Source organism: Pseudomonas sp. GW823-FHT03E05 (genome assembly GCF_058796855.1).
In genome coordinates, this window is sequence record NZ_JBXAJB010000004.1 from 96,908 (window position 1) to 110,216 (window position 13,309).

Sequence of the window (13,309 nt, forward strand, 5' to 3'; positions counted from 1 at the left end):
CATTTATGTCCACCGCCGCCAAAAGCCTGCTTGTTCTGACGCTACTCAGCGCCATTGCCGCTGTGTTCCTGCCTGAAGAACCTCTGGGCAGCGCGCCACTGATCATCAGCGGCTCACTGTTCGGCCTGTTTCTGCTGGCACTGCTGGCTGGCCGCAGGATCAAGTTCGACCCTGTATTGCGCTGATACCGTGCTCTTGCAATATGCCTAAGAGGCGCCTCAAGGTAACCTGCAATTCGGCAGAATTATCCAGGCGAACCACTCCCTCCTCATCCAGCCAGCCGGCATGGGCAAACTGTTCATTACGCTGCAGGCGCTCTTCTATCTCCGGCAGGCTTTCCCTGGCCCGACGCAGCAAGCGACGGCGTAATACTTCGTTATCAACCGTCAGAACTATCGGAATCAGATCGGGATACCGAGCTCGCGCCCTGGACAGATAGCCTCTGGACCCGTTGACCAGGACATTGCGCCCCTGCGCCAACCAGCTATCGATCACCACGGGAATCCCATAACCCAGGCCATTGGCCTGCCAGAACAAAGCGAAATCCCCCCGGCCTACTCGTCCCGCGAACTCCTCGGCGGTGACCTCAATCGCCTCCTCTCCCACCGACTCGGCAGAGCGCGTGATCACCCTTCTTGCCACTTCACAGCCCAACGCACTTAAAGGCTGCCGGGCCGCATCAATCAGGCTATCCTTGCCGGCCCCTGAAGGCCCCATCAAGTAGATCAACCTACCCGGCATGGGTGGCTGCTCCGCAGAGCACAACTAGTAAATCGGCCATTTGCCACTATCCTCTGACAGGTGGGGATTACACTTTCACCCGCATAGCATGCACCTTCGTCGGTGCACTGACACTCCCGCAGGATGGGAGAATGCGGCCAGCAACGCGGACCCGACGAACTTTTCAAACCAGTCCGCATTTCTGATAATTGGTGCTGGCATAACGCCTTTATCCAGTTCAATATTTGTCACAGAATTGACGCCAAGGATCTGGCAATTTTGAGGCATGATGCGGGCCTCTTAACAATTCAGGTTGAACATTTGGCATTCAGGCTTGTCCTAAAAGACAGCCCGCGGCCAATTCCGAGAACCGCTCCCCCTGAACTAACCGGTTAAATATATGCGCCCATTGAAACAGGCAATTTATTCCAGCCGTACGGCTGACAAGTTCGTCGTACGTCTACCCGACGGGATGCGTGAACGCATTGCCGAGGTGGCTCGCAATCATCACCGCAGCATGAACTCCGAAATCATCGCGCGCCTGGAACAGAGTCTTATTCAGGAAGGCGCCTTGGGTGAAGAGCTGAGCATGCGCCTGGACAGCCCCGAACTGTCCTTGCATGAGCGCGAACTGCTTCAACGTTTCCGCCAACTCTCACATCGCCAGCAAAACGCTTTGGTTTCGCTGATCGCCCATGACGCTGAAATGGCCGCAGACGCCACCTGATTGCATCTCGCAAGCTCAAGCCAGCCTAGTCGCTGGCTTTTTTTTGCCCCGCTAAAAGCAGCGAAGCGCCATTTAGGCGCTTCGTCGATAACCAACAGGGAAGAACGGATCAAAGCAGGAAAATGGTCGCCAGGCCGAGAAAGATGAAAAAGCCGCCACTGTCAGTCATGGCGGTGATCATCACGCTAGCGCCCATCGCCGGATCACGCCCCAGGCGCGCCAGGGTCATGGGGATCAGAACCCCCATCAGCGCCGCCAGCAGCAGGTTCAAGGTCATGGCAGCGGTCATGACCACCCCCAGCGACCAGCTCCCGTAGAGCATGTACGCCACGACACCGATCACCCCACCCCAGACCAGGCCATTGATCAGGGCTACGGCCAGCTCTTTACGCATCAAGCGCGAGGTGTTGCCAGTGCTCACCTGGTCCAGGGCCATTGCCCGGACAATCATGGTGATAGTCTGATTACCCGAGTTGCCACCGATACCCGCAACGATGGGCATCAGGGCCGCCAAAGCCACCAGCTTTTCAATCGAGCCCTCGAACAACCCAATCACCCGGGACGCGACAAACGCGGTAATCAGATTGATCGCCAGCCAGGCCCAACGGTTGCGCAGGGATTTCCAGACCGAGGCGAAGATGTCTTCCTCTTCCCGCAGACCGGCCATGTTGAGGACTTCGGTCTCACTTTCCTCACGAATCAGGTCGACCATTTCGTCGATGGTCAAACGGCCGATCAACTTGTCGTTCTTGTCGACCACAGGGGCCGAAATCAGGTCATAACGCTCAAACGCCTGAGCCGCGTCGTAGGCATCTTCATCCGGATGAAAACTCACCGGATCACTGGCCATGACCTCGGCGACCTGCTTGTCCGGGTCATTGACCAGCAGACGCTTGATCGGCAGCACCCCTTTGAGCACGCCGTCGTAGTCCACCACGAACAGTTTGTCGGTGTGGCTTGGCAATTCTTTCAGACGACGCAGATAACGCAGGACCACTTCCAGGCTGACATCCTCGCGGATGGTCACCATCTCGAAGTCCATCAGCGCACCGACCTGCTCCTCATCATAGGACAGCGCGGAGCGAACGCGCTCACGCTGCTGGCCGTCGAGAGCCTCCATCAGCTCATGGACGACGTCTCGCGGCAGCTCGGGGGCCAGGTCAGCAAGTTCGTCAGCGTCCATCTCCTTGGCGGCAGCCAGGAGCTCGTGATCGTCCATGTCGGCGATCAGGGTTTCACGTACGGAATCGGATACTTCGAGGAGGATGTCGCCGTCACGCTCGGCCTTGACCAACTGCCAGACGGTCAGACGCTCTTCCAGAGGCAAGGCTTCAAGGATGTAGGCAACGTCAGCAGAGTGCAGATCATCGAGCTTGCGTTGCAACTCGACGAGGTTCTGCCGATGGACCAGGTTCTCGACCCGGTCATGATGATGGCCTTCCTGACGGTGCGTCAGGTCTTCAACTACCCGCTGGCGCTGCAGCAGCTCGACGACTTGAGCCAGGCGGTCTTGCAGGCTTTCCTGCGTTTTCTTTACTTCTACTTCGGTCATAGGCGAACTCCACTCCCAGCAGAGGAGCACGCCGGAAGGATCAATCAGTCAGTTCATGATTGTTAAAACGGGATACTGAGTAACTACTGGGTAAGTCCATGGAGGTATTCCACAAGCCCCGGCGGGGCTGACGGGCGCAATCATACACCGCTTGACGGTTTTAAACGTTAAAAAATCGCGGCAAGAACAAGCGCTTGCGGCATAAAGCTGAGCAACGTCCGAATCTATGAGACTGCGACGCCTCGACAGAAAAAGAAAACACACAGCACAGGAAAAAAGTCGGAGAGACAGACTCACAGGCATTGCATTCGACTTCCGCCGGGCAAAGCCGTTCCAGCCCAGGAGGGCAAAAGAGATAAAGGAGGATAAAAAAGGCAGAAAGCAAAAAGCCCGCATCTTTCGATGCGGGCTTCCTGATGTATGGTGGCACTCGACAGGATTCGAACCTGTGACCGCTCGGTTCGTAGCCGAGTACTCTATCCAGCTGAGCTACGAGTGCATTTTGTGTTTTTAGACCAGACCACAACTGGTTGAAGCCAAGTCAACTACATAACTGTAACTAACTCTTAAATGGTGCACTCGACAGGATTCGAACCTGTGACCGCTCGGTTCGTAGCCGAGTACTCTATCCAGCTGAGCTACGAGTGCATTTGTTGCCGCGCATTATAGGCCGTTAAATCTTTTTGTAAAGCACTTTTTCTAGTAATTTCAACAACTTACAGAAGAAGCCAGATTACAACGTACTAAGCAAATAATGGCGGAGAACGGGGGATTCGAACCCCCGACACCCTTTTGAGGTGTACTCCCTTAGCAGGGGAGCGCCTTCGGCCACTCGGCCAGCTCTCCGCAACACGGGGCGTATATTAACCAGCTTTCTCCCCGTTTGCAAACAAAAAAAACGATAAAAATTAATGGCTTGGTTCTTCGTCCTTCTCTTTCTTAATCCGCAGGTAAATTTCCTCACGGTGAACCGCCACTTCTTTGGGGGCGTTGACACCAATACGCACTTGATTACCTTTGACGCCGAGCACGGTCACAGTGATCTCGCCATCACCAATGATCAGGCTTTCTGCGCACCGACGAGTCAGAATCAGCATACCTTTCTCCTCACGCATTACATTTTCAGGGACTACAGTCTGCAAAAAAAAGGGTGTTGGCCTACAACCGGGTCGGCTGCAGTCCTACACGCCTAAGTATTGACTAGCACGGGCAAAAGAACAGTTTTCTCCCGTGCCGATCAAAAACACAAAGGGCGCGGTCAGACCGCGCCCTTTCAAACACGCATCACTCGCCCTGTCGGGCCGGAGCGTCGAGCTCGAAAGCGGTGTGCAGCGCACGTACCGCCAACTCCAGGTACTTCTCCTCGATCACCACCGAAACCTTGATTTCAGAAGTGGAGATCATCTGGATGTTGATGCTCTCTTTAGCCAGGGCCTCGAACATGCGGCTGGCAACGCCCGCGTGGGAGCGCATGCCAACACCAACGATCGATACCTTGGCAATGTCTGTGTCGCCTACCACTTCGCGGGCACCGATTTCACGTGCGGTGTTTTCCAGCACGGTCTGGGCCGCCAGGTAGTCATTGCGGTGCACGGTGAAGGTGAAGTCGGTGGTGTTATCGTGCGAAACGTTCTGCACGATCATGTCGACTTCAATGTTCGCCGCGCTGATCGGGCCAAGGATCTTGAAGGCCACGCCAGGATTGTCTGGCACGCCACGGATAGTCAGCTTGGCTTCATCGCGGTTGAAAGCGATGCCGGAAATGATCGGCTGTTCCATGGATTCCTCTTCATCAATAGTAATGAGGGTGCCCGGACCCTCCTGAAAGCTGTGCAGAACGCGCAGCGGAACGTTGTACTTGCCAGCAAACTCGACCGCACGGATCTGCAGCACCTTGGAACCGAGACTGGCCATTTCCAGCATCTCTTCGAAGGTGATCTTGTCCAGGCGCTGAGCCTTGGGCACAACCCGCGGATCGGTGGTGTAGACGCCGTCGACATCGGTATAGATCTGGCACTCATCGGCCTTCAGAGCTGCCGCCAGCGCCACACCGGTGGTGTCGGAACCACCACGACCCAGGGTGGTGATGTTGCCGTGCTCGTCAACGCCCTGGAAACCAGCAACCACTACCACACGACCGGCTTTCAGATCGCCACGAATCTTCTGATCATCAATCTGCAGGATTCGCGCTTTATTGTGAGCGCTGTCGGTGAGGATTCGCACCTGGTTACCGGTATAGGACACCGCCGGAACACCGCGCTTGATCAACGCCATGGCCAGCAACGCGATAGTCACTTGCTCGCCGGTGGAGACGATCACATCCAGCTCACGGGGAACCGGTTTGGCTTCGCCACTGATCTGCTTGGCCAGATCGATCAGGCGGTTGGTTTCGCCACTCATCGCCGACAGCACGATCACCAGGTCATCGCCGGCTTCGCGGAACTTCTTCACCTTGTCGGCGACCTGCTCGATCCGCTCGACAGAGCCGACCGAGGTGCCTCCAAATTTCTGTACGATCAAAGCCATTTTCTAAGCCGCCTCAGCCCGTAAAGGGGCGCCCGTTAAACAATCAAACTGCACAGCGCAAGGACCCGCCACTAGACGACGGGCCCGGCTCGGCGCCTTAAATACCCTGCTCGACAAATGGCACGGTCAGGGCCAGCGCGGCATCCAGTGCAGCGGCATCAACACCGCCGCCCTGCGCCATGTCTGGACGACCACCGCCCTTCCCGCCCACTGCCGCAGCGGCTTGCTTCATCAAATCACCGGCTTTGAGTTGGCCAGTCAGGTCCTTGGTTACACCGGCAACCAGTACGACCTTTTCCTCATGGACACTGCCGAGCAGGATCACTGCGCGGCCGAGTTTGTTTTTCAACTGATCCACCAGCGCCAGCAGCGCCTTGCCGTCCTGGCCGTCAAGACGCGCAGCCAGCACTTTCACGCCCTTGACGTCTGCCGCCTGAGCGGACAGATCATCGCCCGCGGCGCTTGCAGCCTTGGCCTGCAACTGCTCGAGTTGCTTCTCCAGCAAGCGGTTGCGTTCCAGCACTGCCGACAGCTTGTCGATCAGGTTGTCGCGGCTACCCTTGACCAGGGTCGCCGCTTCCTTGAGTTGTTCTTCCGCCGCATTCAGGTACGCCAGGGCCGCAGCACCAGTCACTGCCTCGATACGACGCACGCCGGAAGCCACACCGCCTTCGCTGGTGATTTTCAGCAAGCCGATATCGCCGGTACGATTGGCGTGGATACCGCCACACAGCTCTACCGAGAAGTCGCCGCCCATGCTCAGTACGCGCACGCTGTCGCCGTACTTCTCGCCGAACAGCGCCATGGCGCCCTTCTTCTTGGCGGTATCGATATCAGTTTCTTCGGTTTCCACCGGGGTGTTCTTGCGAATCTCGGCGTTGACGATGTCTTCCAGCGCCTTGATCTGCTCGGGCTTGATCGCCTCGAAGTGGCTGAAGTCGAAACGCAGGCGCTGGCTGTCCACCAGCGAGCCCTTCTGCTGTACGTGTTCGCCCAATACCTGGCGCAGCGCAGCGTGCAGCAAGTGGGTGGCCGAGTGGTTCAGCGAGGTCGCGTGGCGCACTTGCGCGTCGACCTGGGTTTCAACCGGCGCACCAACAGTCAGGCTACCCTTGGCCAGCACGCCATGGTGCAGGAAGGCACCGCCGGTCTTGGTGGTGTCGCGCACGTCGAAACGCGCGTTGCCAGCCTGAAGATAACCGCAGTCACCGATCTGGCCGCCGGATTCGGCATAGAACGGGGTCTGGTCAAGAACCACCACACCCTCTTCGCCTTCGCTCAGCACGTCGACCGATTGCCCTTCCTTATAAAGAGCAACCACTTTCGCCGAACCGCTGGTGGCGTGGTAACCGGTGAACTCGGTGGCCACGTCGACCTTGACCAGGCTGTTGTAGTCCATGCCGAAAGAACTGGCGGAGCGGGCACGCACACGCTGGGCTTCCATTTCGCGCTCGAAGCCTTCCTCGTCGAGAGTCAGGTTGCGCTCGCGGGCGATATCGCCAGTCAGGTCCATCGGGAAACCGTAGGTGTCGTACAGCTTGAACACCACGTCGCCCGGCACCACCGAGCCCTTGAGCTCGGCCAGGTCCTGCTCGAGGATCTTCAAGCCCTGCTCCAGGGTCTTGGCGAACTGCTCTTCTTCGGCTTTGAGCACACGCTCGATGTGCGCCTGCTGGGACTTCAGCTCCGGGAAGGCTTCGCCCATCTCGGCAACCAGGGCGGCAACGATCTGATAGAAGAAGCTGCCCTTGGCGCCCAGTTTGTTGCCGTGACGGCAAGCGCGGCGAATGATCCGGCGCAGCACATAGCCACGGCCTTCGTTGGACGGCAGTACGCCGTCGGCAATCAGGAAGCCGCAGGAACGAATATGGTCCGCCACCACTTTCAGCGAAGCCTGGGCATCGTTGGTGCAGCCGATGGCCTTGGCTGCCGCATCCAGCAAGCTCTGGAACAGGTCGATCTCATAGTTCGAGTGCACGTGCTGCAGCACCGCGCTGATCCGCTCCAGGCCCATGCCGGTGTCCACCGACGGCGCGGGCAGCGGGTGCAACACGCCATCGGCGGTGCGGTTGAACTGCATGAACACGTTGTTCCAGATTTCGATGTAACGGTCGCCGTCCTCTTCCGGCGAGCCGGGCGGGCCGCCCCAGATATCGGCGCCGTGATCGTAGAAAATCTCGGTGCAAGGGCCGCACGGGCCGGTATCGCCCATGGTCCAGAAGTTGTCGGACGCGTAAGGCGCGCCCTTGTTGTCGCCGATACGCACCATGCGCTCGGCGGGTACGCCGACTTCCTTGGTCCAGATGTCGTAGGCCTCGTCGTCGGTGGCATACACCGTGACCCAGAGCTTTTCCTTGGGCAGGTTGAGCCACTTGTCGGAGGTCAGGAAGGTCCAGGCGAAGGTGATCGCATCACGCTTGAAGTAGTCACCGAAGCTGAAGTTGCCCAGCATTTCGAAGAAGGTGTGGTGACGAGCGGTGTAACCGACGTTTTCCAGGTCGTTGTGCTTGCCGCCGGCGCGGACGCACTTCTGGCTGCTGACAGCGCGGGTATAGGCGCGCTTTTCCTGCCCCAGGAAGCAATCCTTGAACTGGTTCATCCCCGCGTTGGTGAACAGCAGGGTGGGGTCGTTGCCTGGGATCAAGGAGCTGGAGGCTACACGGGTGTGGCCTTGCTCTTCGAAGAAGCGGAGGAAGGCTTCACGGATTTCTGCGCTTTTCATTAGGTTCTTCCACGGAGACTGCGGCCAAAGGCCTGTGCGCAACGTCAACAGACGAAACGACGGCAAAGGGCCGCATTATATCGGCGTTAATCACTAGGTACAGCGTGTTTGTACGATACAAACAGTCAATTGGACGGAGAACACTGTCAGTTACGGGAAAACTCGGCAAAAGTGCTCAGCACGTGCTCGATTAGCCCGGCGCTGACGTCCAGATGAGTGACCAGACGCAGCCGTGATGCGGCGCTGAGCTTGATCCCGCGCTCGGCGGCGAACGCCTTGAGCGCCTCGGCCCGATCTCCCATCTCTACATACACCATGTTGGTCTGCACCGGCTCGACACTGTAGCCCAACCGCCGCAGGCCATCGGCCAGCAATTGTGCATGGGCGTGGTCGTCGGCCAGACGCTGTACCTGATGGTCCAGGGCATACAGCCCCGCTGCCGCCAAACCGCCTGCCTGGCGCATGCCGCCACCGACCATCTTGCGCAGGCGCCGGGCCTTGGCGATCAGTTCCACCGAGCCACACAGCACCGAGCCCACCGGCGCACCTAGACCTTTGGACAGGCACACCGACACCGAATCGAAATGCTCGGCAATCACCCGTGCATCCACCCCCAGCTTGACCGCTGCGTTGTACAGCCGCGCGCCATCCAGATGCAGGGCCAGCCCGTGTTCCCGGGTAAAGGCCCGAGCCTGGGCCAGGTAGGCCAAGGGCAGCACCTTGCCCTGCATGGTGTTTTCCAGGGCCAGCAGGCGGGTGCGGGCAAAATGAAAGTCATCGGGCTTGATGGCCGCAGCCACCTGGACAAGGTCCAGCGAACCGTCAGCCTGCAATTCCAGTGGCTGGGGCTGGATAGAGCCGAGTACCGCCGCGCCCCCGCCTTCATATTTATAGGTATGGGCCTGTTGCCCGACGATGTACTCGTCGCCCCGCTCACAGTGAGCCATCAAGGCCAGCAGGTTGCTCATGGTGCCCGAGGGCACGAACAGCGCCGCAGCAAAACCCAGGCGCCGCGCCAATTCACCTTCCAACCGATTGACTGTCGGATCTTCGCCGTACACATCATCCCCGGTGGGCGCACTGGCCATGGCATCGAGCATGCCAGGGGTCGGCTGGGTCACGGTGTCACTACGAAGATCGATCACGCTCATCACATCTGGCCTCGGCTGTGGGACCTGCAAGGTCCGCTCTTGAACAGGGGGAACTCCCTTTCGAAACGAAACTGCGGCCATGGCCGGCAATAATCAAGCAACAACTGTAGAAAAGCCTGAGTCTGGCGTTGAAAAATCCGATGAGAATTATCCAAAAGGTGCGATGCGTCTCGCGAGGATCTGTGTTAAAAACTCACCGCCCGCGAAAAATTGCGGGCAAACGTTCTCAGGGCGGGGTGCAATTCCCCACCGGCGGTAATTGCGTGCAATGCGCATAGCCCGCGAGCGCTTGGCGAGACCGGTGGCTTGGCCACAGGTAACGACAAGGTCAGCAGACCCGGTGTGATTCCGGGGCCGACGGTCATAGTCCGGATGAAGAGAGAACGGGATTGGCGCCAAAGGGCCGTTGCCGGGCAGTTCGTGGGAAATCCACGACCGTTCTGCGCGCACCCTTAAATCCCATTCGATTCATATATGCCCTGTTTTTCACACAAACAGGAGTCAGAACAGATGCAACCCACTGCAATCGATAGCAAAAGCAAACACCACCCCAACGAGCGCGTCGCCTTTATCCAGGCCTGCTGGCACAAGGAAATCGTCGATCAGAGCCGTCAGGGCTTCGTCACTGAAATGCTCGCCCAGGGCTATCAGGAATCCGATATCGACTTCTTCGAAGTCGGCGGCGCCTTCGAAATCCCGCTGCACGCCAAACTGCTGGCCAAATCCGGTCGTTATACCGGGATCGTTGCTGCCGGCCTGGTGGTGGACGGTGGCATCTACCGTCACGAGTTCGTCGCCCAGTCGGTCATCAGCGGCCTGATGCAAGTGCAACTGGAAACCGAAGTGCCTGTCTTTTCGGTGGTGCTGACCCCGCATCATTTCCATGCGGGTGAAGAGCATCAGAAGTTCTTCTTCGAGCACTTCGTGCACAAAGGCCAGGAAGCGGCGAGAACCTGTGCCGACACCCTGCAGAAGGTCCGCGCCCTGCGCCGTAACGAGCAGCGTGCGGTAGCGGTTTAAGCGTTAGCGGTATCGCCGGCAAGCCGGCTCCTGCGGGGGCCCGGCTTGCCGGCGAACCTCAGGCCAGGCCGTCGGCCGTGGCCGGCACAATCAGAATCCCTGCGCGCAAACCGTTCTTCACCTTGGGATTGGGGAAAATGATCCGTGCCCCCGTCTCCTCGATGACCCAGCGGGTCTGGGCGATATCCTCGGCCAGCAGGTAACCCACTTCCAGCTCGGAAAAGTTCTCGATGTCTGCCGGCAGATGCAGGTGGAAGCTGTCGCTGTGCTTGATGACTTCCCGAGCCACGCTGAACAACTGCAACCCGTCGAGGCTGTCCTGCTCCGCAGGTGGTTCGCTACCGTCGATGATCTGCTTGAGCCGGGTTTCCAGGCGTTCGACATTGACCCCCTGGTTCTGCCCGAATGGCCGTGCCTTGCCCAACTCCAGGGTGAAGGACTCGGCCCCCAGCTGATCGTAGGTGTAGGCACTGAAGACGATGGAGGGCTTGTTCTGCAACAGCACCGCTTCCATACCGGCAGCCCGCAGGCGTGCCAGCTCACGGCGTGAATGCTGACGCCCGTCCTTCCATGGGTACAGGGCAAACTGCTCGATCTTCGAGCCGCGGATTGCCGTGTGCAGGTCGTAGTGCAGGCGCTGGCGATCGGGCTGGCTGAAGAAGCTCGCCGCCAGTCGCTCCAGTTCACAAGCGCGCAGGGCTTCGAAACCACTGCTCGATTCATGCCGGCCATTGAATAGCCGGTTGACGTCCTGTTCGACAAAACGCTCGCCGCGGCGCATGGCCTCGGGGTTGCCGAACAGGAACAGGATACGTGCGCGGGGCTTCAGATCGCCCCGGGCGATGTCATGCAACAAGCGGTCGAGCAGCTCGATGGGAGCCGTCTCGTTGCCATGGATTCCCGCTGACAGCAGCAGGTCCAGGCCGTTATCGCGAGCCTCGGGCGGCCGCACTTCCAGCGCCCCCTCGCTCAGCCAGCGCATGCGCACGCCGTCGACAGTCAGTTGAGTCTTCTCCGCCGGTTCACGGCCGGCGAGGGTCAGTTCAAGCAGTTTGCCGAGGGCGAGCATAGAGCGGACTTCCTTAGTGAGCGTGGCCGCAGTCAGGGCCGTGCACGTGATCATCGTCACCGGCGTCGGCCGGCTCCATTTCCAGTTGCAGGCTGACCAGGTTGGTCGCCAGCGGGCGCAGCAGCAGGCTGGCGTATTCCGCATCACCTTCTTCCACATCCACGCCGATCAGCAGCTGGCCGCGGCCGTCCTGCTGGATCCACACTTCCTTGCCCTGCCACAGCACGGCGAAACGGGTGCAGGACGTTTCCAGCTGAGTGCCGTCGGTGTCTTCAAGGATCAGCTGCAAGGTATCGCTCATGGGTCAGTTCTCATCTGGGGTAAAGCTGCGCGCCCGGGATCGCCGGGCGCTGGCTTTCAATTGATCTGGAAGGGATAAACCGCGCCCAGTTTAAGGATTTGCGTCAGTTCATCCAGTGCCGTCCGGCACTCAAGCAGCAGTTGCGGGTCCGCCAGGTCGCTTTCGCTCAGGCGGTCGCGATAGTGCTTGCCGACCCATTGGGTCAGGGTGTCGTACAACGGCGCGGTCATGATAACCCCAGGATTGACCGCCGCCAGCTCGGTTTCCTTGAGCGCTACGCGCAAGCGCAGGCACGCCGGGCCACCGCCGTTCTGCATGCTCTGCTTGAGGTCGAAGACCTTCACTTCACGAATCAGCCCGCCAGAGCTGGTGAGGCTTTGCAGGTACTGCCAGACCCGCTCGTTGCCGCGGCATTCCTCGGGCACGATCAGCAGCATCGAGCCGTCGGCGCGTGACAGCAACTGGCTGTTGAACAGGTAGGAGCGCACGGCATCTTCCACCGTCACCTGCGAACGCGGCACGCAGATCGACTGGAAGTTGCCGCCGCGCTTGCCCAGCTTGCCCTGCAACTCGGCGAGCATCTTATCGGTCTCGAGGAAGGCGTCCTCGTGATAGAACAACACCTCGCCATTGCCCACCGCGATCACGTCGTTGTGGAACACGCCCTGGTCGATCACCGAAGGGTTCTGCTGGGCATAGACCACCCCTTCCTCGCTCAGGCCATGCAACCTGGCGACGGCCTGGGAAGCTTCCAGGGTCTGGCGCGCCGGGTACTTCTGCGGTGCCGGGTAGCGAGTATCGAAAGCACTGCGACCGAAGACGAAGAACTCCACGCCGGCCTGCCCATAGTCACGGCAGAAGCGCGTGTGGTTGGCGGCGCCTTCGTCGCCGAACTGCGCTACCGCCGGCAGGGCCGCGTGATGGGCGAAGTGCTTCTGGTCAGCGAACATGGCCCCCAGCACGCGACTGGTGGTGGGGTGCTCGATGCTGCGGTGGTATTTGCAGTTGAGGTTGGCGGCAGTGAAGTGCACACGGCCATCGGCGGTGTCGGCACTGGGGCTGACCGTGGCGGCGTTGGCCACCCACATGCTCGATGCCGAGCAACTGGCGACCAGCAATGGCATCGCCTGCTTGGCGGCCTGCTGGATGACTTGGGCGTCTGTTCCGGCAAAACCCAGGTTGCGCAGGGCGGCCACGTCCGGGCGCTCTTGCGGGGCGAGCACGCCTTGCTGAAAGCCCATTTCCATCAGCGCTTTCATTTTCGCCAGGCCTTGCAGCGCCGCTTCCCTGGGATTGGAGCCCTGCTGGCTGTTGCTCTGGGAGGCAACGTTGCCGTAGGACAGGCCGCCGTAGTTATGGGTCGGCCCCACTAGCCCGTCAAAATTGACTTCATAGGATTTCATCAGCGAGGCTCCACGAATCTGTTTGTTATAGGCAATCGATATCTACACATGGCGAACGCGGTGAGCTCGTTCGCCGGCAAGTCGGCTCCTGCACAGATCTGCAGGAGCCGGCTTGCCG

Annotated in this window: 12 protein-coding genes, 3 tRNA genes and 1 riboswitch; of the genes, 3 read left to right on the forward strand and 12 right to left on the reverse strand. The window is 59.4% G+C overall.

Going from position 1 to position 13,309, the window contains the following annotated elements; all coding sequences use genetic code 11:
* Window positions 1–5: 5 nt before the first annotated feature.
* Window positions 6–185 (forward strand): PA3371 family protein, encoded by a 180-nt coding sequence (locus AC1RCO_RS17235; protein ID WP_011062759.1) that lies wholly within the window; start codon window positions 6–8, stop codon window positions 183–185.
* On the opposite strand, the gene phnN is transcribed toward AC1RCO_RS17235, so the two are convergent.
* A complete protein-coding gene (phnN, locus tag AC1RCO_RS17240; RefSeq protein WP_015636675.1) occupies window positions 160–741 on the reverse strand; it encodes a phosphonate metabolism protein/1,5-bisphosphokinase (PRPP-forming) PhnN in 582 nt (193 codons plus the stop codon). The two genes, AC1RCO_RS17235 and phnN, sit on opposite strands and share 26 nt — an antisense overlap.
* A 379-nt stretch (window positions 742–1,120) precedes the next feature.
* Between phnN and AC1RCO_RS17245 the strand changes: the two genes are divergently transcribed.
* A complete protein-coding gene (locus AC1RCO_RS17245; protein ID WP_003204761.1) occupies window positions 1,121–1,447 on the forward strand; it encodes an Arc family DNA-binding protein in 327 nt (108 codons plus the stop codon).
* A gap of 109 nt (window positions 1,448–1,556) precedes the next feature.
* Here the strand turns inward: AC1RCO_RS17245 and mgtE are convergent, their stop codons facing one another.
* The 8 genes from mgtE to ltaE all read right to left on the reverse strand — a co-directional run bounded on the left by mgtE (window position 1,557) and on the right by ltaE (window position 9,398).
* Entirely contained in the window at window positions 1,557–2,999 is a 1,443-nt protein-coding gene (gene mgtE, locus AC1RCO_RS17250) for a magnesium transporter (protein WP_011062760.1), read from the reverse strand.
* A 425-nt stretch (window positions 3,000–3,424) separates the two neighbouring features.
* Window positions 3,425–3,498, reverse strand: a tRNA-Arg gene (locus AC1RCO_RS17255).
* Window positions 3,499–3,570: 72 nt separating this feature from the next.
* Window positions 3,571–3,647 (reverse strand) — tRNA-Arg (locus AC1RCO_RS17260).
* Window positions 3,648–3,754: 107 nt separating this feature from the next.
* Window positions 3,755–3,845 (reverse strand) — tRNA-Ser (locus tag AC1RCO_RS17265).
* A 62-nt stretch (window positions 3,846–3,907) separates the two neighbouring features.
* The gene (gene csrA, locus AC1RCO_RS17270; RefSeq protein ID WP_002554426.1) at window positions 3,908–4,096 is read right to left on the reverse strand and encodes a carbon storage regulator CsrA; all 189 of its coding nucleotides are present in this window, start codon (window positions 4,094–4,096) and stop codon (window positions 3,908–3,910) included.
* Window positions 4,097–4,283: 187 nt separating this feature from the next.
* On the reverse strand, window positions 4,284–5,525 hold the full coding sequence (locus tag AC1RCO_RS17275; RefSeq protein ID WP_011062761.1) for an aspartate kinase: 1,242 nt from the start codon (window positions 5,523–5,525) through the stop codon (window positions 4,284–4,286).
* Between the two features lie 97 nt (window positions 5,526–5,622).
* Complete coding sequence (gene alaS, locus AC1RCO_RS17280; protein ID WP_019093136.1) at window positions 5,623–8,247, reverse strand: alanine--tRNA ligase; 2,625 nt, start codon at window positions 8,245–8,247, stop codon at window positions 5,623–5,625.
* Window positions 8,248–8,393: 146 nt separating this feature from the next.
* Complete coding sequence (gene ltaE / locus AC1RCO_RS17285; RefSeq protein ID WP_492617893.1) at window positions 8,394–9,398, reverse strand: low-specificity L-threonine aldolase; 1,005 nt, start codon at window positions 9,396–9,398, stop codon at window positions 8,394–8,396.
* Between the two features lie 218 nt (window positions 9,399–9,616).
* Window positions 9,617–9,787, forward strand: a riboswitch (FMN riboswitch).
* Window positions 9,788–9,908: 121 nt separating this feature from the next.
* On the opposite strand from ltaE, the gene AC1RCO_RS17290 reads away from it, so the two are divergent.
* Window positions 9,909–10,418 (forward strand): 6,7-dimethyl-8-ribityllumazine synthase, encoded by a 510-nt coding sequence (locus tag AC1RCO_RS17290; RefSeq protein WP_011062764.1) that lies wholly within the window; start codon window positions 9,909–9,911, stop codon window positions 10,416–10,418.
* Window positions 10,419–10,476: 58 nt separating this feature from the next.
* Here AC1RCO_RS17290 and astE read toward each other — a convergent pair whose 3' ends face one another.
* From astE to astB, 3 genes are read right to left on the reverse strand one after another with little or no spacing between them, the layout of a single operon-like run.
* Window positions 10,477–11,487, reverse strand: coding sequence for a succinylglutamate desuccinylase (gene astE, locus AC1RCO_RS17295; RefSeq protein WP_011062765.1), 1,011 nt, complete (start codon window positions 11,485–11,487; stop codon window positions 10,477–10,479).
* A 13-nt stretch (window positions 11,488–11,500) separates the two neighbouring features.
* On the reverse strand, window positions 11,501–11,788 hold the full coding sequence (locus tag AC1RCO_RS17300) for a hypothetical protein (RefSeq protein ID WP_011062766.1): 288 nt from the start codon (window positions 11,786–11,788) through the stop codon (window positions 11,501–11,503).
* Window positions 11,789–11,844: 56 nt separating this feature from the next.
* A complete protein-coding gene (gene astB / locus AC1RCO_RS17305) occupies window positions 11,845–13,191 on the reverse strand; it encodes an N-succinylarginine dihydrolase (protein ID WP_011062767.1) in 1,347 nt (448 codons plus the stop codon).
* Between the last annotated feature and the right edge of the window lie 118 nt (window positions 13,192–13,309).

Bases quoted from the DNA above. Each gene is read 5' to 3' on its own strand.
- AC1RCO_RS17235 (WP_011062759.1), top strand. From the start codon at position 6: ATGTCCACCGCCGCCAAAAGCCTGCTTGTTCTGACGCTACTCAGCGCC.
- phnN (WP_015636675.1), bottom strand. From the start codon at position 741: ATGCCGGGTAGGTTGATCTACTTGATGGGGCCTTCAGGGGCCGGCAAG.
- AC1RCO_RS17245 (WP_003204761.1), top strand. From the start codon at position 1,121: ATGCGCCCATTGAAACAGGCAATTTATTCCAGCCGTACGGCTGACAAG.
- mgtE (WP_011062760.1), bottom strand. From the start codon at position 2,999: ATGACCGAAGTAGAAGTAAAGAAAACGCAGGAAAGCCTGCAAGACCGC.
- csrA (WP_002554426.1), bottom strand. From the start codon at position 4,096: ATGCTGATTCTGACTCGTCGGTGCGCAGAAAGCCTGATCATTGGTGAT.
- AC1RCO_RS17275 (WP_011062761.1), bottom strand. From the start codon at position 5,525: ATGGCTTTGATCGTACAGAAATTTGGAGGCACCTCGGTCGGCTCTGTC.
- alaS (WP_019093136.1), bottom strand. From the start codon at position 8,247: ATGAAAAGCGCAGAAATCCGTGAAGCCTTCCTCCGCTTCTTCGAAGAG.
- ltaE (WP_492617893.1), bottom strand. From the start codon at position 9,398: ATGAGCGTGATCGATCTTCGTAGTGACACCGTGACCCAGCCGACCCCT.
- AC1RCO_RS17290 (WP_011062764.1), top strand. From the start codon at position 9,909: ATGCAACCCACTGCAATCGATAGCAAAAGCAAACACCACCCCAACGAG.
- astE (WP_011062765.1), bottom strand. From the start codon at position 11,487: ATGCTCGCCCTCGGCAAACTGCTTGAACTGACCCTCGCCGGCCGTGAA.
- AC1RCO_RS17300 (WP_011062766.1), bottom strand. From the start codon at position 11,788: ATGAGCGATACCTTGCAGCTGATCCTTGAAGACACCGACGGCACTCAG.
- astB (WP_011062767.1), bottom strand. From the start codon at position 13,191: ATGAAATCCTATGAAGTCAATTTTGACGGGCTAGTGGGGCCGACCCAT.